The sequence below is a fragment of the Microcella sp. genome, from assembly GCF_019739195.1.
Taxonomy (GTDB): domain Bacteria; phylum Actinomycetota; class Actinomycetes; order Actinomycetales; family Microbacteriaceae; genus Microcella.
Genome location: NZ_JAHHDS010000003.1, coordinates 27860 through 44826, shown reverse-complemented (window position 1 = coordinate 44826; position 16967 = coordinate 27860). Strand labels below are relative to the sequence as shown.

Annotated in this window: 24 protein-coding genes; 13 read left to right on the top strand and 11 right to left on the bottom strand. The window is 66.8% G+C overall.

What is annotated here, in order from left to right; genetic code table 11:
* The first annotated feature begins 4 nt into the window (after window positions 1–4).
* Both lnt and KL788_RS01925 read left to right on the top strand, forming a co-directional pair.
* A complete protein-coding gene (lnt, locus tag KL788_RS01930; protein ID WP_293167993.1) occupies window positions 5–1582 on the top strand; it encodes an apolipoprotein N-acyltransferase in 1578 nt (525 codons plus the stop codon).
* Between the two features lie 17 nt (window positions 1583–1599).
* A complete protein-coding gene (locus KL788_RS01925) occupies window positions 1600–2334 on the top strand; it encodes a polyprenol monophosphomannose synthase (RefSeq protein ID WP_293167992.1) in 735 nt (244 codons plus the stop codon).
* Here the strand turns inward: KL788_RS01925 and KL788_RS01920 are convergent.
* From KL788_RS01920 to KL788_RS01905, 4 genes are all read right to left on the bottom strand, one after another.
* Entirely contained in the window at window positions 2331–2699 is a 369-nt protein-coding gene (locus KL788_RS01920) for an RNA polymerase-binding protein RbpA (protein ID WP_293167991.1), read from the bottom strand. The two genes, KL788_RS01925 and KL788_RS01920, sit on opposite strands and share 4 nt — an antisense overlap.
* Window positions 2700–2800: 101 nt before the next feature.
* Window positions 2801–3562: a glycerophosphodiester phosphodiesterase family protein gene (locus KL788_RS01915; protein WP_293167990.1), complete on the bottom strand. Its 762-nt coding sequence runs from the start codon at window positions 3560–3562 to the stop codon at window positions 2801–2803.
* The gene (locus tag KL788_RS01910; protein WP_293167989.1) at window positions 3562–4497 is read right to left on the bottom strand and encodes an SPFH domain-containing protein; all 936 of its coding nucleotides are present in this window, start codon (window positions 4495–4497) and stop codon (window positions 3562–3564) included. Before KL788_RS01910 ends, KL788_RS01915 begins: the two co-directional genes overlap by 1 nt.
* Window positions 4494–4970 carry an NfeD family protein gene (locus KL788_RS01905; protein WP_293167988.1) on the bottom strand — a complete coding sequence of 159 codons (477 nt, stop codon included), beginning with the start codon at window positions 4968–4970 and terminating at the stop codon, window positions 4494–4496. The genes KL788_RS01910 and KL788_RS01905 overlap by 4 nt, the downstream gene beginning before the upstream one ends.
* Before the next feature lie 93 nt (window positions 4971–5063).
* Between KL788_RS01905 and KL788_RS01900 the strand changes: the two genes are divergently transcribed.
* From KL788_RS01900 to KL788_RS01885, 4 genes are all read left to right on the top strand, one after another.
* On the top strand, window positions 5064–5837 hold the full coding sequence (locus KL788_RS01900) for an SDR family oxidoreductase (RefSeq protein ID WP_293167987.1): 774 nt from the start codon (window positions 5064–5066) through the stop codon (window positions 5835–5837).
* 3 nt (window positions 5838–5840) lie between these two features.
* Window positions 5841–6299 (top strand): NUDIX hydrolase, encoded by a 459-nt coding sequence (locus tag KL788_RS01895; protein ID WP_293167986.1) that lies wholly within the window; start codon window positions 5841–5843, stop codon window positions 6297–6299.
* 12 nt (window positions 6300–6311) lie between these two features.
* Window positions 6312–6521, top strand: a complete 210-nt coding sequence (locus KL788_RS01890; RefSeq protein WP_293167985.1) for a PLDc N-terminal domain-containing protein — start codon at window positions 6312–6314, stop codon at window positions 6519–6521.
* Window positions 6522–6705: 184 nt separating this feature from the next.
* Window positions 6706–6885, top strand: a complete 180-nt coding sequence (locus tag KL788_RS01885) for a hypothetical protein (RefSeq protein WP_293167984.1) — start codon at window positions 6706–6708, stop codon at window positions 6883–6885.
* A 3-nt stretch (window positions 6886–6888) separates the two neighbouring features.
* Here the strand turns inward: KL788_RS01885 and KL788_RS01880 are convergent, their stop codons facing one another.
* Together KL788_RS01880 and KL788_RS01875 are read right to left on the bottom strand one after the other, a co-directional pair.
* Window positions 6889–7209: a YciI family protein gene (locus KL788_RS01880; RefSeq protein WP_293167983.1), complete on the bottom strand. Its 321-nt coding sequence runs from the start codon at window positions 7207–7209 to the stop codon at window positions 6889–6891.
* Between the two features lie 30 nt (window positions 7210–7239).
* A complete protein-coding gene (locus KL788_RS01875; RefSeq protein WP_293167982.1) occupies window positions 7240–7515 on the bottom strand; it encodes a DUF1905 domain-containing protein in 276 nt (91 codons plus the stop codon).
* 109 nt (window positions 7516–7624) lie between these two features.
* On the opposite strand from KL788_RS01875, the gene KL788_RS01870 reads away from it, so the two are divergent.
* Window positions 7625–7987, top strand: a complete 363-nt coding sequence (locus KL788_RS01870) for a DUF2200 domain-containing protein (protein WP_293167981.1) — start codon at window positions 7625–7627, stop codon at window positions 7985–7987.
* Between the two features lie 3 nt (window positions 7988–7990).
* Window positions 7991–8365 (top strand): YchJ family protein, encoded by a 375-nt coding sequence (locus KL788_RS01865; RefSeq protein ID WP_293167980.1) that lies wholly within the window; start codon window positions 7991–7993, stop codon window positions 8363–8365.
* Here KL788_RS01865 and KL788_RS01860 read toward each other — a convergent pair.
* Window positions 8347–9576 carry a trans-sulfuration enzyme family protein gene (locus KL788_RS01860; protein WP_293167979.1) on the bottom strand — a complete coding sequence of 410 codons (1230 nt, stop codon included), beginning with the start codon at window positions 9574–9576 and terminating at the stop codon, window positions 8347–8349. The genes KL788_RS01865 and KL788_RS01860 overlap by 19 nt on opposite strands.
* A 95-nt stretch (window positions 9577–9671) precedes the next feature.
* On the opposite strand from KL788_RS01860, the gene KL788_RS01855 reads away from it, so the two are divergent.
* Entirely contained in the window at window positions 9672–10169 is a 498-nt protein-coding gene (locus KL788_RS01855) for an Lrp/AsnC family transcriptional regulator (protein ID WP_293167978.1), read from the top strand.
* Here KL788_RS01855 and trpD read toward each other — a convergent pair.
* Complete coding sequence (trpD, locus tag KL788_RS01850; RefSeq protein ID WP_293167977.1) at window positions 10166–11221, bottom strand: anthranilate phosphoribosyltransferase; 1056 nt, start codon at window positions 11219–11221, stop codon at window positions 10166–10168. The two genes, KL788_RS01855 and trpD, sit on opposite strands and share 4 nt — an antisense overlap.
* 78 nt (window positions 11222–11299) lie before the next feature.
* Here trpD and ctaE point away from each other — a divergent pair, with 78 nt between their 5' ends.
* Genes ctaE through qcrB form a run of 4 tightly spaced genes read left to right on the top strand, consistent with a single transcriptional unit; the run spans window position 11300 to window position 15487 of the window.
* Window positions 11300–11929 (top strand): aa3-type cytochrome oxidase subunit III, encoded by a 630-nt coding sequence (gene ctaE / locus KL788_RS01845; RefSeq protein ID WP_293167976.1) that lies wholly within the window; start codon window positions 11300–11302, stop codon window positions 11927–11929.
* Window positions 11930–11954: 25 nt separating this feature from the next.
* Window positions 11955–12755, top strand: coding sequence for a cytochrome bc1 complex diheme cytochrome c subunit (qcrC, locus tag KL788_RS01840; protein WP_293167975.1), 801 nt, complete (start codon window positions 11955–11957; stop codon window positions 12753–12755).
* A gap of 30 nt (window positions 12756–12785) precedes the next feature.
* Complete coding sequence (qcrA, locus tag KL788_RS01835; RefSeq protein WP_293167974.1) at window positions 12786–13868, top strand: cytochrome bc1 complex Rieske iron-sulfur subunit; 1083 nt, start codon at window positions 12786–12788, stop codon at window positions 13866–13868.
* Window positions 13865–15487: a cytochrome bc1 complex cytochrome b subunit gene (qcrB, locus tag KL788_RS01830; RefSeq protein WP_428846103.1), complete on the top strand. Its 1623-nt coding sequence runs from the start codon at window positions 13865–13867 to the stop codon at window positions 15485–15487. The genes qcrA and qcrB overlap by 4 nt, the downstream gene beginning before the upstream one ends.
* A 67-nt stretch (window positions 15488–15554) precedes the next feature.
* On the opposite strand, the gene KL788_RS01825 is transcribed toward qcrB, so the two are convergent.
* Genes KL788_RS01825 through KL788_RS01815 form a run of 3 tightly spaced genes read right to left on the bottom strand, consistent with a single transcriptional unit; the run spans window position 15555 to window position 16966 of the window.
* Window positions 15555–16103, bottom strand: a complete 549-nt coding sequence (locus KL788_RS01825) for a GNAT family N-acetyltransferase (protein WP_293167973.1) — start codon at window positions 16101–16103, stop codon at window positions 15555–15557.
* A 22-nt stretch (window positions 16104–16125) separates the two neighbouring features.
* Window positions 16126–16548, bottom strand: coding sequence for a GNAT family N-acetyltransferase (locus KL788_RS01820; protein ID WP_293167972.1), 423 nt, complete (start codon window positions 16546–16548; stop codon window positions 16126–16128).
* A gap of 1 nt (window position 16549) precedes the next feature.
* Entirely contained in the window at window positions 16550–16966 is a 417-nt protein-coding gene (locus KL788_RS01815) for a cytochrome c oxidase subunit 4 (protein ID WP_293167971.1), read from the bottom strand.
* Window position 16967 lies beyond the last annotated feature (1 nt).

Sequence of the window (16967 nt, the reverse complement as noted above, 5' to 3'; positions counted from 1 at the left end):
CCTCGTGACGGAGACGACGAGCGTGGCGACTGTGCGCCCCGCAGCGCCCGTCGCGACCACCACCGCCCCGCCCCTGCCCCTCGGCATCGCCGTGCTCACCGCCATCGCGGGCGGCTGGCTGATGGATCTCGGGTATCCCGACCTCGGCTGGTGGCCGCTCACCATTGTCGGCACCGTCCTGGTGCTCGCGAGTCTGCGGGGCCGTAGCATCCGCGGTGCGCTGCTCGTCGGAGCGCTCAGCGGCTTCACGTTCTACGGCACGCTCATCGAGTGGCTCACGGTGTACCTGGGCGTCGTGCCCTGGCTCGCACTGACGCTCGTCATGGTGGTCTGGACCTCCATGGGCGGGGTGCTCATCATGCTGGCCTGGCGCTGGGTGCCGCGAGCCTGGCCCAGCATTGCGGGGCGGCTCGTGCTGGCGCCGGCAGTCGTCGCCGCGTTGTGGACAGCCCGCGAGGTCGTCGCGAGCACCTTTCCCTGGGGCGGCTTCGCCTGGGGCCGCCTCGCGCACAGCCAGGCAGAGGGTCCGCTCTCGCACTGGGCTGGCTGGCTCGGCTTCTCGGGGCTCACCTTTCTGCTCGCGTGGGTGGCGGCAGCGATCGTCACCGTCGCGATCGAGCGCGAGGTCGGGATGCTGCGCCGCAGCATCGCGCTGGCAGGAGCATCCGCGGCGCTGCTCGTGTGGCCGGCCGTGCCGATCGCCACGAACGGAACCCTGAGTGTGGCCGCGGTGCAGGGCAACTCGAACTCAGGGCTGTTCGCCGCCTACGAGCGCGGCGAAATTCTGCGCGACCACTACGACGCGACCGCACCCCTCTTCGACCAAGGGCTCGACCTCGACGTCGTCGTGTGGCCCGAGAATGCAAGCGATCTCGACCCGTTGCGCAACGCTGATGCCGCGTCGGTGCTCGACCTGGTCAGCGAGCGGCTCGACGCTCCGGTCGTCGTCGGCACGATCACCTACGATGAGCCGACCGACCGAAGCTTCAACTCTGTGCTGCTGTGGAGCGCCGGCAACGGCGCCATCGATCAGTACGACAAGGTGAATCCCGTGCCCTTCGCCGAGTATCTTCCTGCGCGCGACTTCTTCTACCCGCTCGCCCCCGACTTGTTCGATCTCGTGCCCCGCGACTTCTCGTTCGGTGAGCGCGACACCGTGGTCGATCTTGAAGGGGTCATCGCGGGCATCTCGATCTGCTTCGACATCGTGAGCGACGACCTGGTCGCCCGGCAGCTGAACGAAGGGGCGCAGATTCTGCTCGCCCCGACCAACAACGCTGACTTTGGCCCCACTGACCAAGGCTTGCAGCAGTTGGCCATCGCGAGGCTGCGCGCGATCGAATCTGGCCGCACAGTCGTGCACGCCTCAACCGTGGGTGCCACCGCGATCGTGCTGCCCGACGGCTCGACGCTCGACAGCGTGCCGCGGTTTGAGGCCGGCACGATGGTGCAGCAGGTTCCGCTGAGCGACACGGTCACGCCGGCGCACGCCCTCGGGCGCACGCTCGAGTGGGGCGTCATCCTCTTCGGGCTCGCGAGCGTGCTGCTCGCTGGCCTCCTCGTGCGACGCGAGCAGTCGTGATGCGAACGCTTATCGTGATGCCGACGTACAACGAGGCTGAGAGCATCCGCGGCATGGTCGAGCGCGTGCGCCGCTCGGTGCCCGACGCCGACCTGTTGATCATCGACGACGGCTCACCCGACGGCACAGGCGCGATCGCCGACGATCTCGCCGCGACCGATGACCGAGTGTCGGTGCGCCATCGGGCGGCCAAGTCGGGCCTGGGGTCGGCGTATCTGCTCGGCTTCGGAATCGCGGCCGAGCAGAACTACGATGCTGTTGTCGAGATTGACGCCGACGGCTCGCACGACCCCGCCGAGTTGCCCGCCATGCTCGCGCTGCTCGAGAAGCGCAGGGCCGACCTGGTCATCGGCTCGCGCTGGATCGACGGCGGCTCAGTCGTCAACTGGCCCTGGGCGCGGCGCGCGATCTCGCGGTCGGGCAACCGGTACGCGAAGTGGATGCTGCGCTCGAGCATCCGCGACCTGACCGCCGGTTTTCGTGCCTATCGCACCGCCGCGCTGCGCGGGCTCGACCGCGCCGTCGTCTCATCGCAGGGCTACTGCTTTCAGGTGGAGCTCGCGTGGCGCGTCGAGCGCTCCGGGGGAGTGGTGCTCGAGCACCCGATCACCTTCGTTGAGCGCACGACCGGCAGCTCGAAGATGGGGCCTGCGATCGTCGCCGAGGCGCTCGTGCGGGTCACCGGATGGGGCGTCGCCAGCTGGTTCGGGCGCGGGCCGGCGCGCACCGCGTCTCGCGAGCGTGCTCGCTAGGCTCCGAGCCGTTCGCCTCCACCGCGTCGAGCGCGCAACAAATCGAGGCGCTCCTGCAATAGCTCTTCGAGCTCATCGCGCGTGCGGCGCTCGAGCAGCATGTCCCAGTGCGTGCGCGCGGCCTTGACTTCGCCGACCTCAATGTCGATCGGCGTGCCGTCAGGAGCCAGCAGCACACCTTCGGCGCCGTTCTTGGGAGAGGGCCAGACGTCGGGCAGTTCGGCGTCGGCCGAAAAGATCATGTCGAAAGTTTCACCCTCAGCGGTACGGTACTGAGCGCGCTGGCGCGACGCGAACTCGACGCCCTCTTCGCTCTGCATGCTCTGGGATCCGAGCCTCATGCCGCGAAGCGTGCGGTCTGCCATCGTCGTCCTCCCGAGTCGCGTGAATGTCTGTATGAATATGTATAGACCCGTCACGGCCCTCGCCCGGCCAGACGGAGACTCCTCCCAGACCTTTGCCAGCGTCATGCCAGCGAGGTGACCACCTCGAGCCCAATGTCGGCACGGTCAGTGACGATGCCGTCGACGCCGCGCTGGAGCAGCTTGGTCATGGTGTCCGCATCGTTGATCGTCCAGACATGCACCTCGACGCCGGCGGCGTGGAAGGCGCGGATGCGCGCGGGCGTCACAGTATCGAGCCCCAGCGCGCGCTCGGGAATCTGCACCGCGTGTAGCCCGCGCAATGCGGCGCGCACGAGCGGGCCGCCGCGCACGACCGAGGCGAGCAGGGCGCTGGCGAACCGAGGGCCCGACGCACTAGTGGCGACATCGGGCAGCAACCGCAAAGCGGCACGACGGCGACGTTCGCTGAACGACGTGAGCAGAACGCGATCCTGCGCCCGAACGGCGCTGATCGCATCGACGGTGGGGGCAACCGCATCCATCGTCTTCAGGTCGATGTTGAAAAAGGCATCGGGAAACCCGTCGAGAGCCTCGGCGAGCGTCGGCATGTGCTGGCCGTCACCGAGGTCGAGCTCGGCGAGCTCGCGCGCGGTCAGCTCGTCGACGCGCGTCGCGCGACCCTCGACGCGCGACAGATCGGGGTCATGAGCGACCATCGCCACACCGTCGGCGCTCGCGTGCACATCCGTCTCAATATGCGTGATGCCGATGCCGACGGCGGCGGCGAAGGCGAGCAGGGTGTTCTCGGGCGCCTCAGTCGCGAGCCCGCGGTGCGCGAGCACGCGCGGCGTCGGCGCCGCGAAGTAGGGCAGCTGCTCGGGCATCAGGCCGACGGCGGCGTCTTTCCGCCCCGTGCCTGCGGAGCACCCGGGAAGAAGCCTTGGCCGATGCCCTTGAGAGCCTCGGTGAGCTCGCTCGGAATGATCCACATCTTGTTCGAGTCGCCTTCAGCGAGCTTCGGCAGAGTCTGCAGGTACTCGTAGGCGAGCAGCCTGCTGTCAGGGTTGCCCTTGTGAATGGCGTCGAACACGATCGTGATGGCCTTCGCCTCGGCCTCAGCAGTCAGGATCTGCGCCTGGGCCTCGCCCTCGGCCTTGAGGATCGCCGACTGTCGAGCACCCTCCGCTTCGAGAATCTGCGACTGCTTCGTGCCCTCAGCGGTGAGAATGACGGCGCGCCGGTCGCGCTCGGCGCGCATCTGCTTCTCCATCGAGTCTTGAATGCTCACGGGCGGGTCGATGGCCTTCAGTTCGACGCGGTTGACGCGAAGGCCCCACTTGCCAGTCGCTTCGTCGAGCACGACGCGCAGCTGACCGTTGATGTTGTCGCGGCTCGTGAGCGCCTCCTCGAGGTTCAGCCCACCGACGACGTTACGCAGGGTCGTGACCGTCAACTGCTCGACGCCGGCCAAATAGTTCGCGATCTCGTAGGTCGCTGCGCGAGCATCCGTCACCTGGAAGTAGATCACCGTGTCGATCGACACCACGAGGTTGTCTTCGGTGATAACCGGCTGCGGCGGGAACGAGACGACCTGCTCGCGCATGTCGACGAGTGGGCGCATGCGATCGATGAAGGGCACCAGAATATTGAGGCCCGGCTGCAGAGTCTTGCGGTAGCGGCCGAGGCGCTCGACCACGCCGGCGTAGGCCTGCGGCACGATGCGGATCGAGCGCACCAGCACGACGATGACGAAGATCGCCACCACCACGACGAGCGCAGTGACGAAGATCTGGCCGATGAAGGCGGAGGTGGAGATCATGGTGTTTCGCTCCGTTCTCTCGGGGCGACCTCAGCGGTCGCTCCGTCGATGCGAGTGACGACCACGCGGTCGCCCTCAGCAAGGGTCAAGGTCTCGTGCTCGGGCGCGAGGCGGGCTGTCCAGGTCTCGCCGTTCGCAAGCTTCACGAAGCCGGTGGTCTCCGAGAAGCCGGTGGTCACGCGCCCCGCCATGCCCCTGAGGGCGTCGACGTTGGTGAGCGCGGGCTCGTCACCACGATGCAGCAACTTGAGCAGCATCGGCCTGATGGTGAACAGCAGCAGCCCCGAGATGACGGCGGCAGCGAGAATCTGCACCCACCACTCCGCCCCGAGCAGGTTCGTGCCGAGGCCGCCGATGAGTGAGCCGGCGGCGACCATCATGAAGGTGAACTCAAGCGTCAAAACCTCGATGATCACGCACACGACCACGAAGACCAGCCACACGATCCACAGGTACTGCGTCAGGTCGACCATGGCTAGCACCTCTCCTCATTTCGGCGGTTCGCTCACGGTATCACTGGCCCATGACCGCCCGCCGAGCCGTCGCTGACGGTAGGGTCGAGAACCGTGAACACCCCATTGCAGCCCGGCTCGCTCGCCGGCAAGACCGCCCTCGTCACCGGCTCGTCGCGCGGCATCGGCGCCGACACCGTCAAGTACTTCGCCGCCGCTGGCGCCAACGTCGTCATCAACTATCGCGCCAAGGCGCCCCGGGCCGAGAAGCTCGTCGCCGAGATCGAAGCGGCCGGCGGGCAGGCCATCGCTGTCGGGGCCGACCTCACCGACGCCGGCTCGGTCGCCGCGTTGATGGATGCTGTGCGCGAGCGCTTCGGCACCCTCGACATTCTCGTGCTCAACGCCTCCGGCGGCATGGAGTCGGGCATGGGAGAGGACTACGCACTCAGGCTGAATCGGGACGCGCAGGTCAACGTCTTGACGCAGGGCGCCGAGCTCATGGGCGAGGGCGGCCGCGTCGTCTTCGTGACGAGCCACCAGGCGCACTTCATCGACACGGTGCCGACGATGCCCGAGTACGAGGCTGTGGCCAAGTCGAAGCGCGCGGGCGAAGACGCCTTGCGCGCGCTCATCCCGTCGCTCGAAGCGAAGGGCATCGGCTTCACTGTGGTGTCGGGCGACATGATCGAGGGCACGATCACCGCGACGTTGCTCGAGCGTGCCGCGCCCGGCGCCATCGATGCGCGCAAAGAGGCAGCCGGCAAGCTCTACAACGTGAGCGAGTTCGCCGCCGAGGTCGCCCAGGCTGCCGTTGATCCGGTTCCCGCAGACAACACGCGCCTCGTCGGCGACGTCAGCTACTTCACCGAGTACCCGGGGGAGTAGGGCGTGGGTCCGTTGCCGGGCCTTCGGCGGACATCCCGAATGATTCTCATGGATGAGGATGGCGCCGCGTTGCTTTTCATGACGGCGGCGCCTGACTCGACACGCTTTGCCCGCTGGATCACGCCCGGCGGGGGAGTCGACCCGGGGGAGTCGCATGGGCAGGCGGCCATTCGGGAGCTGTTCGAAGAGACCGGCCTCGTCGTCGACAGCGTGGGGGAGCCCGTGTGGAGCCTCGACTTCGACGTCGCGTGGGACGAGGCCGACCACGATCGCGGCCACGCCGAGTACTACGTGGTGCGCTGCGAGCGCTTCGAGCCGGTGTCGACGAACTGGACCGACGATGAGCACGTCGACGTGACGGCGCACGGCTGGTTCACGGCCGACGAGCTGCTGCACTCGGGTCAGCCGTTCGAGCCCTACGACCTGCCGCGACTGCTGCGCGAGGTCGCCGGGGGAGTCTGAGAGGCTCTCGGAATGGATCTCACGGCACTCATCATTCTGCCGATCATCGCCGGACTCGCCGCACTCTGGATCGGTGCCATGGTGTCGATCTTCCGGCGCTCGAGCGCGATGTCGGGCCTCGAGCTGCTCGGCTGGTGCGCGTTCGTCGTGTTCGCCCAGTTCTTCGGCCCGCTGATCTGGTTCTTCATCGGTCGCGATCGCTACGCCGCGCCGCCGTCGTGACACACATGCGCCACGCATCTTGGGCCAGATCTGGGGCAAACGGGCGCTTCAACCACTTCGTTTAGCCGAATTGGGGCGAATCTGGGCACAAGTGTTCACCCGTGCACAGTCCTACCAAGAAGTCTGATAATGCACATTATGTCAGTTCGATCGAATGACGTTGCGACTCCCTAGAGTGTTGCTCATGAACACATCTCCCGACTTCGGCCCCCTCGCGGCATTCGGCGTCATCGGCTTCATCCTGTGGCTGGTCTTCACAGCCGGCATCATCGTGCTCTCGGTGTGGATCGGCTACACGATCATCTGGCGAGCCGTGCGTCGCGGTATGCGCGAGTTCTACTCCGAGCGACCTGAACTGCGCTAAGCGCTACACGCCGTAGAACGGCCGCAGCTCAACGACGCGGTTGCAGGCGCGCGACCCCTCCGCAGCGAGGGCGAGCGCAGCATCCCGATCAGGCGATTCGACGATCCAGAACCCCGACACGTACTGATCACTGTCAAGCAGCGGTCCAGGCGAGACGAGCCCCGCTCCCCCGCGGTTATCGACGACGGCGGATGCTCGCGGCGACGACAGCCCCTCCGCCATGATCAACTGACCCGCGTTCCGAAGCCGCTCGTTGAAGTCGTCGATCGCCGCCATCTCGTCGCCGTCACCTGAGCCAGTCTCACTATCAATCACACAGATCATGTATCTCACCGTTGCTGCGCCCCCTTCGTGTCACGATGCCAGCGACACCATGACCTCCACCGAGTCGCCGAGGTCCTTGTCGAGACGGCGTCGAATGGCTGCGTTCAGCGCGATCATGTGACCACCCGTGCCGGTCGGCATAGCCCCGACATGCGTGAGATCGACGTCGTCGACACGAGCATCCACCCTCACCGACTTTCCCGTGCCGAAGAACTCGGCTGACCCGGGAATCTCGATGCAGGCCCACATCTCACCCTTGACCTCGACTCCGATGGTCGCGTCGAAGCTCACTGAGCGCCCTGGCATGCACCGACCCTACGCGCGGCCGTCGCCACGCGACAAGCCCAGCCGGCACCGCCACGATCCTGCGCCACATTCGCGCGCCCCGACCCGCGCTGGCTAGGCTCGTCTGACTATGGCTACCGCACCGGCAACGCTCGAGCGTGTCGCCCGCATGTCGTTCGGGCAGGTGTACCCGCTGTACATCACGAAGCTCGAGCGCAAGGGCCGCACCAAGGCCGAACTTGATGAAGTCATCACCTGGCTGACCGGGTTCGACACCGAGGCGATCGCCCAGCACGTCGCCGATCAGACGACGTTCGCCGACTTCTTCGAGCGCTCGAACCTCCACCAGAACGCTTCGCTCATCACGGGCGTCATTTGCGGCGTGCGGGTTGAAGAGATCGAAGAGCCGCTCATGCAGCAGGTGCGCTACCTCGACAAGCTCGTCGACGAGCTCGCGAAAGGCAAGGCGATGGAGAAGGTGCTGCGGTCCTGACGCATGGCGACGCGCTGCCCGTGTCTCAGCGGGCTCCCCTATGCCGAGTGCTGCGAACCCCTCCACCGGGGTGACGCTGACGCACCGACGGCCGAGCAGCTCATGCGCTCGCGCTTCAGCGCCTTCGCCCTCGGCGATGCCGACTACCTGCTGGCGACGTGGCACCCCTCGACCCGGCCCGCGACGCTCGAGCTCGACGCCGAACTGCGCTGGTACCGGCTCGACATCATCGACCGCTCGGCGGGTGGCCCGCTAGACACCCACGGCGAGGTCGAGTTCGAGGCGTTCTGGCGCTCCCCGGGCGACCGCGGCTCGCAGCGTGAGCGCAGCGCCTTCGTGCGCGACGGAGGGCGCTGGTTCTACGTCGCCGAAGCGTGAGCCGGGGTGGCCTGCTCGAGCGCGATGACGTCGAGCGCGGTCTGCAGGTCGCGCCAGAGGTCCGCCGCCGACTCGAGGCCGATCGAGAGACGCACGATGCCGGCCCCGGGGCGGGCATCCGGTGCCACCGGACGATGCGTGAGAGATGCCGGATGCTGCGCCAAAGAATCGACGCCCCCGAGCGACACGGCGTGCGTGAAGAGCCTCAGCGACACGGTGAGCGCTTGGGCGGCCGCGAATCCTCCGGCCAAGTCGAGGGCCAGCATCGCTCCGGGCCCGCGCAACTGCGTGCCGAGCAGCCCGCGCGGGTCTGATCCGGGCAGGCCCGGGTAGTGCACGCGCGCGACGGCGGGGTGCTGGGCCAGCAGCGGTGCCAGCTCCCCCGCCGTCGCCTGCTGTGCCTTCACGCGCAGTGCGAGCGTCGGTAGTCCGCGGTGCAGCAGGTAGGCGCCGAGCGGGTGGAGCAGGCCGCCCGTGATCGCGCGCACGGGGCGGATCGCGGTCGCCCACTCGGAGCTCGTCGCCACGACTCCGCCCATCGCATCGCCGTGGCCCCCGAGGTACTTCGTCGCGCTGTGCAGCACGAATGCCGCGCCGTATGCGAGCGGGTTCTGCAGCACAGGTGTCGCGAAGGTGTTGTCGACCATGACCGGCACTGATCCCGCCGCCGCGACGACCGCGGCGATGTCGACGAGCTCGAGCGTCGGGTTGCACGGCGTCTCCATGACCACGAGGCAGGTGTCGGCGCGCACGGCGTCGCCGACCTCTTCGGGAACGCAGAACGTCGTCTCAGCGCCAAGCAGCCCCGAGGCGAGCAAGTGGTCGGTGCCGCCGTAGAGCGGGCGCACGGCGACAACATGACGCCCCCTCCCCCGATTCATCGCCGCGAGCAGCGTGGCCGAGAATGCCGCCATTCCCGACGCGAAAGCCACCGCCTCGTCGGCGCCCTCGAGCATGGCGAGCGCTTTCTCGAAGCGGGCGACCGTCGGGTTCCAGAGGCGGGCGTAGACGTTGCCACCCTCGGTCGGGTGACCGCCCGTCGCGATCGCCTCGTACGAGTCTCCCCCGGCGTCGATGTCGGGCAGCGGATTCGTCGTCGACAGGTCGATCGGCAGCGCGTGCACGCCCAACGCAGTGAGATCGTCGCGCCCAGCGCGCACCGCGATCGTCTCGAAAGCGTCGTCACGACCAGAAGCACCGTTGCTCGTCATGCAGTGATTCTGGCGCGCCCTGCGGAGTGTCAGGCATGGTGCCGCAGAATCCGCGCGCATTGACGCCCAGCGCGCGCATGCTTCATGCTGGCGGGATGCTCGACTCTCCTGTGTCGCAGAATGCGCGCCCCGCCACCCTCGACGCGATCGATATCTCGATACTCGCCGAGCTCGAGCGCAACGGCCGACTCACGAACGCCGCCCTCGCCGCTCGAGTCGGCATCGCCGAATCGACGTGCACGCAACGATTGCGATCTCTGCGCGATCGTGGCGTCATCCGATCGTTTCGCGCCGACATCGACCCCGCGGCACTCGGGCTCACTCTGCAGGCACTCATCACCGTGCGGCTCGGCACCCACGGGCGCGAGCAGATCCGCGGTTTCGAGCAGCGGGTGCGCACCCTGCCGAGCGTGCTCACCGCCTTCCACGTCGCCGGCGCCGACGACTACCTGCTGCACGTCGCCGTCGACTCAGCCGCGACGCTACGCGAGCTCGTGCTCGAGCACCTCACCACGCATCCGCACGTGCGCCACGTCGAGACTCAGCTCGTCTTCGAGGTGATCGAAGGGGCAGGGATGGTTCCTGCGCGCTAGCGGCGCGTGGCCGCTGACCACGCGTCGAGCTTCGCGGCCGCCGCACCCGAGTCGATCGACTCAGCAGCCACCGCGAGCTGCTCGTCGAGCCGCTCGAGCAGGGGACGCCGCAGCTGCTCAGGATCCTGGGCGAGTCTGAACGAGACGAGCCCGGCCGCGGCGTTCAACAGCACGATGTCGCGCACCGGACCGCTGTCGCCGGCCAGCACTGCGCGAGCGAGACCGGCATTGTGCTCCGGAGTCGAGCCGAGCAGGTCATCGATCTGCGACGTCGCGATGCCGAGCTCGCGCGGGTCGAGGTCGTGCTCGGTGACGAACCCGCGCGAGACCTCCCAGATATGGCTGTGCCCGGTCGTCGTGATCTTGTCGATGCCGTCGTCACCGCGATAGACGAGCGCAGTCGCCCCTCGCGTGCGGAAGACGCCCACCATGAGCGGCACGCGGTCGAGACTCGCGACTCCGACCGCCGAGGCCTCGGGCCGTGCGGGGTTGCAGAGCGGCCCCAGAATGTTGAAGACCGTCGAGATGCCGAGCTGTCTACGGGGCGGCCCCGCATGCCGGAAGCCCGGATGGAAGACCGCGGCGTTGAGATAGGTGAGCCCGACCTCGTCGAACACGCGCGCAACCTGCTCGGGTTCGAGCTCGATGTTGACGCCGAGAACGCTCAGCACATCTGAGGCGCCCGACGACGAGCTCGCCGCCCGATTGCCGTGCTTGGCGACGGGCACCCCCGCCGCTGCGACGACGATCGACGCAATCGACGAGACGTTGACGACGGCTCCGAACGGGTCTCCCCCTGTGCCGACGATGTCGAGAACCATGGGGTCGATCTCGATCGATCGCGCATGCCGCAGCGCAGCATCCCGGAATCCGACGATCTCGTCGACCGTCTCGCCCTTCGCCCGCAAGGCGACCAGGAAACCACCGAGCTGCGCTTCTGTCGCCTCACCGGCGACCACCTGCTCCATCGCCCACGAGGCGTCAGCGATCGAGAGATCGTCGCCATCGAGCATTCGCGACAGGATGCTGGGCCACGTGGGAGTCGTCGACATGACTCGATGCTACTTTCTCGGCTCAATCGGGCATGTCGACGGGCCTTCGCTCGCAGGAACATCGGTCATAATGGTCGAGTGACCAGTACTGCACTCTCGAGCTCGCTCAGCGCGCCAACGATCAATCGACCGAACGTCGTCGCCGTGGGCACGATCGTCTGGCTGGGCAGCGAGGTGATGTTCTTCGCCGGCTTGTTCGCCATCTACTTCACCTTGCGCTCCACGTCACCGGGGCTGTGGGAAGCCGGAACAGAGAAGTTCGATGTCACCTTCGCCTTGATCAATACCCTGATCCTGGTCTCGTCGAGCGTCACGTGCCAGTTCGGCGTGTTCGCGGCAGAGCGCCTGCAAGCGCGACGCACCGGGTGGTCTCCCGCCAAGTGGGGCATGGTCGAGTGGTTCTTCTTGACCTATGCCCTGGGCGCGATCTTCGTCGTTGGCCAGGTCTACGAGTACTCGATTCTCACGAGCGAGTTCGTCACCCTCAACTCAGATGCCTTTGGGTCGGCCTTCTACCTCACCACCGGCTTCCACGGTCTGCACGTCACGGGCGGATTGATTGCGTTCCTGCTGGTGATCGGCCGCGCATACGCCGTGAAGGTCTTCACACACAGGGACGCGACAAGCGCAATCGTGGTCTCCTATTACTGGCACTTCGTCGACGTGGTCTGGATCGGCCTCTTCCTCGTCATCTACGTGCTCCAATAACCGCAGAATCGAGACGCACCACACCATGGCTCCTACTTCCCCCGCATCCGCTCGTCGTGCCGGCCGTCGGTCACCGCTCGCCACCGCAGCGCTCCTCGTGGTCGGTCTGCTGGCGACCGGAGGCGCGTACGCTCTGGCGACGACCACCGCGACCGCCGAGACGACCGCGGCCAGTGCGCAACTGATCGACGAAGGCGGCAAGCTCTTCGCGGCGAACTGCGCCAGCTGCCACGGCCTCGACGCCGAGGGCACCGCAGCTGGCCCGACGCTCATCGGTGCGGGCGCACTAGCGGTCGACTTCCAGGTGGGCACCGGCCGCATGCCGATGGCCGCCTCGGGTCCGCAGGCTGAGGTCAAGCCCGTGCAGTTCACGCAAGAGCAGATCGACGCCATGGCCGCGTGGGTCGCCGACCTCGCGCCTGGCCCGGCAGTGCCTGCCGACCGCTACATCGCGGGAGATGGTGACGCCGCGATCGGCGCCGAGCTGTTCCGCATCAACTGCGCGATGTGCCACAACGTCGCGGGCGCCGGCGGTGCCCTGACTGAGGGCAAGTGGGCACCGGGCCTCGCGGGTGTCGACCCCGTGCACATCTACGGCGCGATGGTCACGGGTCCGCAAAACATGCCTGTCTTCAGCGACCTGAACCTCACGCCCGAGGAGAAGAACGACATCATCACCTACCTGCTCTACGTCGAGGAGAACCCCTCGGTCGGCGGGTGGGACCTCGGTAGCCTCGGCCCCGTATCTGAGGGCCTCTTCATCTGGATCTTCGGCCTCGGCGGACTCGTGGCAGTGACCATCTGGCTCACTGCCAAGTCCAACTGAGCCGCTTAGCACTTCTAGGAAAGGACGACCATGGCTGACGCTCACGACGGCCCCGACAACGGCGAGAACGCCGGCACGGCCGTCGCACGGCAGGACGACCACGGCGCGCCGGCACCCGCCGTCGCGGTGGTGCGTGCCGATCGCGTCCCCAACCCGGGGTTCCCGCCGGAGCGCCTGCGTGTCACCGATCTCGACCCCAAGAAAGCTCGACAGGCCGAGCGCACCATCTCGGTGCTCTTCTTCCTCTCGGTGATCGGCAGCGTGCTCGCCGTAGTGGCCTACATCCTCTTCCCGATCGAAGAGGGCGACCCCAGCACGATCCGTCTGAACAACATGCTCATCGGTGTGGGCATCACGCTCGGCCTGCTGGGCATCGGCATCGGTGCTGTGCACTGGTCAAAGGCCCTCATGCACGGACACGAAGAGGTCGAAGAGCGTCACCCCACCCGTGGCAGCGACGAAAGTCGTGAGCGCGCAGTGGAGATCTTCCGAGAGGCGAACGCCGAGTCGGGCTTCACTCGCCGCAGCCTCGTGCGCAACTCGCTGATCGGTGCGCTCGTCGCCACGCCCATTCCGGCGATCGCCCTCTTCCGCGACCTAGCGCCGGCCGAAGACCCCGTTGCGCTTCTGAAGCACACCATGTGGGAGACCGGCACTCGACTGGCCCGCGACCCCTCTGGAACGCCCATCAAGGCCTCGGAGGTCACGATCGGTTCGGCTTTCCACGTGATCCCCGAAGGCCTCGCCGAGCTCGAGTCGCACCGGCTCGAAGAGAAGGCGAAGGCCGCAGTTCTGCTGATGCGTCTGCCCGTTGACGAGCTCAACGAAGACCCGGCCAAGGCCGACTGGTCGTACGACGGCATCGTCGCCTACTCCAAGATCTGCACGCACGTCGGGTGCCCCGTCGCGCTGTATGAGCAGCAGACGCACCACCTGCTGTGCCCGTGCCACCAGTCGCAGTTTGACGTCGCGAACCACTGCGAGGTCATCTTCGGCCCGGCGGCACGACCCCTCCCCCAGCTCCCGATCACTGTGGATGAAGAGGGTTACCTCGTCGCGAAGAGCGACTTCACCGAACCTGTGGGTCCGAGCTTCTGGGAGCGTCAACTGTGAGTACCACTGCGACCCCGCCGACGCCGTCGACCGAGACCGCGCCCGGGCGCGGCATGCGGTTCACGGGCTGGGCGGCCAACTACGTCGACGAGCGCACGAGCGCCTCGACCGCTGTCAAGGCGCTCGGGCGCAAGATCTTCCCCGACCACTGGTCGTTCATGCTGGGTGAGGTCGCGCTCTACAGCTTCGTCGTCATTCTGCTGAGCGGCACCTTCCTGACCTTCTTCTTCGACCCGTCGATGACCGAGGTCGAGTACTCAGGCTCGTATGTACCGCTGCAGGGAATCCCGATGTCGGTGGCGTATCACTCGTCGCTCGACATATCGTTCGAGATTCGCGGCGGTCTGCTCATGCGGCAGGTGCACCACTGGGCGGCGTTGCTGTTCGTCGCGGCTATCGGGCTGCACATGCTTCGCGTGTTCTTCACCGGCGCGTTCCGCAAGCCGCGCGAGTTCAACTGGGTGGTCGGCTTCCTGCTGTTCGTCATGGCGATGGCCCTCGGCTTCACGGGCTACTCGCTGCCCGACGACCTGCTTTCGGGCAACGGCCTGCGCATCATCGATGGCATGATCAAAGCTGTGCCGGTCGCCGGTGCATGGATCTCGTACCTGCTGTTCGGCGACGAGTTCCCAGGAACCGACATCATTCCTCGTCTGTACGTGCTGCATATCATGCTGCTGCCCGCGATCACGATCGCCCTCATCGGCATTCACCTCGTGCTGATGGTGGTCAACAAGCACACGCAGTTTGCGGCCCCGGGTCGCACCAACGACAACGTCGTGGGCTCGCCGATTCTGCCGGGCTTCGCTGCCAAGGCTGCCGGGTTCTTCTTCCTCGTCTTCGGCGTGATCGTACTGATCGCCTCCTTCTTCACGATCAACCCGATCTGGAACTATGGTCCGTACGACCCCTCCCCCGTCTCGGCAGGCACGCAGCCTGACTGGTATATCGGTTTCGCCGACGGCGCTCTGCGACTGATTCCGCCGAACCTCGACTTCGTCGACCCGTTCGGCTTCACCTGGGCGTTCGGCGTGCTGATCCCCCTCGTCGGCCTCCTGGTGTTCCTCGCGGCTGTCGGCCTCTACCCCTTCTTCGAGGCCTGGGTCACGGGCGACCGTCGCGAGCACCACATCGCCGAGCGCCCCCGCAACGCGCCTACGCGCACGGCCATCGGTGCCGCGGGAGTCACGTTCTACGCCGCGCTCTGGGCGGCCGCGAGCTCGGACCTCATCGCTACGCACTTCCGGCTATCGATCGAGGGAGTGATTCTCGCTCTTCAGCTCGCGACGGTCTTTGGCCCGTTCGTGGCCTACTTCATCACGAAGCGCGTCTGCCTGGCGCTGCAGCGCAAAGATCGCGAGATCGCCCTGCACGGGTTCGAGTCGGGTCGCATCGTGCGGCTTCCAGGCGGCGAGTACATCGAGGTGCACGAGCAGCTCGACGACTTCGAGCGCTGGAAGCTCGTCAGCTTCGACGAGTATCAGCCGATCATGGTGCGCCCCAACGACCAAGGCAAGATCACGGTCAACCAGCGGGTACGGGCAAGCCTCTCACGCTGGTTCTTCGAAGACCGCATCGCGCCGGTCACGCAGAACGAGCTCGAATCGCAGAAGCACTAGCGAACGACGGTAGAACGGCCCCGCCCCTCGACAAGAAGGGCGGGGTCGTTCTCGTCTCGCACGTAGCTCAGCGCGCTTGCCACTCGCGGCGCAAAAGCGCGAACCGCTCGAGGGTCGTCCACTCGCCCTTGAACCAGTCGCCCTCGACGACCGAGCCCTCGTGCCTCAGGTCGAGTCGTCGCATGAGCGTGAGCACAGCGGTATTGCGCGCATCCCCCTGCATGACGATCCGGTGCGCGCCGTGGTCGGCCATGAGACCGTGGATGATCGCCTCGAGCCCTTCTGCTGCATAGCCGCTCCCCTGGTGCCGAGGGTCGAGCGTCACACCCAGCTCGTAGGTGTCGGGTTGCGCGGCATCGGCGCCCACCGCGACATCGCCGACGAGCGTCGACACGGTGCCGCTTCGCAGTCGAAGGCCATACTGCACCCATTCACCCGCAGCGGGAAAGCCCAGCCTCGGCTGCTCGCGGATGAGCGCTTCGGCGTCGGCGAGCGAGAAGTCAGTATGCCAGCTCTGGTAGCGCGCGACGTCGGGCTCGCGCCGATAGTCAGCAAAGGCCTGCGCCTCTGCCGCTGTCAGCGGGCTAATGTCGAGCCGCTCGGTAGCGAGATGCACGAGTGCGTGATTCTCGTGGTGGCTAGAAGACCCGACGCATGAACTCGGCGTTCTGCGAGTAGCCGAGTCGGTCGTAGAAGCCGCCGGCGCGGCGTGCAGCGACGGTCAGTTGCCGCACTCCACGAGCGATGCACTCTGACTCGACCTCGTGCACGAGCATCGTGCCCAGCGCGAGACCTCGGGCTGCCTCGTCCACGGCGATCTCCTGCAATTGCGCCGACGGGCCATTGGTCGACAGCAGGCGCGTGATGGTCGTGAGGGCGTAGCCCTGCACGGTTCCGTCGTCTGCCTCGCCGACCAGCAGCAGCGCATCGTCATCATTGAGAATGGTCGTCAGGCTGGCGTCGAAGGCGGCCCGCACCGGCACGAACGTCGCGCCGAGCTGTCGAACGAGGGCGAAGATGGCATCAGCGTCGGCCTGCGTCGCCCGGCGAACCCGAGCCACGTCAGCGACCGAAGTTGCCGCGGTAGTACTCGTAGACCCAGCCGACGAGGCCGATCAGAGCGAACGGCACGGCATAGGCGACGATCCAGAACGAGATCGAGAGCCCGAGGAAGGCTACTGCAGCGCCTGCGGCGAGAATTACCGGCCACCAGCTCCACGGCGGGAAAAAGCCCTGCTCGGCGTCGCCGTCGTCGATGCCGGCGTCGTAGCGGTCTTCTGCGAGTTCGCCGCCCTGGTTGCGGTAGACGAGGCGCAGGTAGAACGCGATGAACAACGACAGTACGGCGCACAGCGACAGTGCTACGGCACCGACCCACTCGACCTGGCCCGTGTCGATGATCGCCCACACCACGTAGATGGCCGCCAGAAGAGCGAAGAAGCCCGTCAGGATCCAGAACAGGTTGATGTTGGTCTTCATG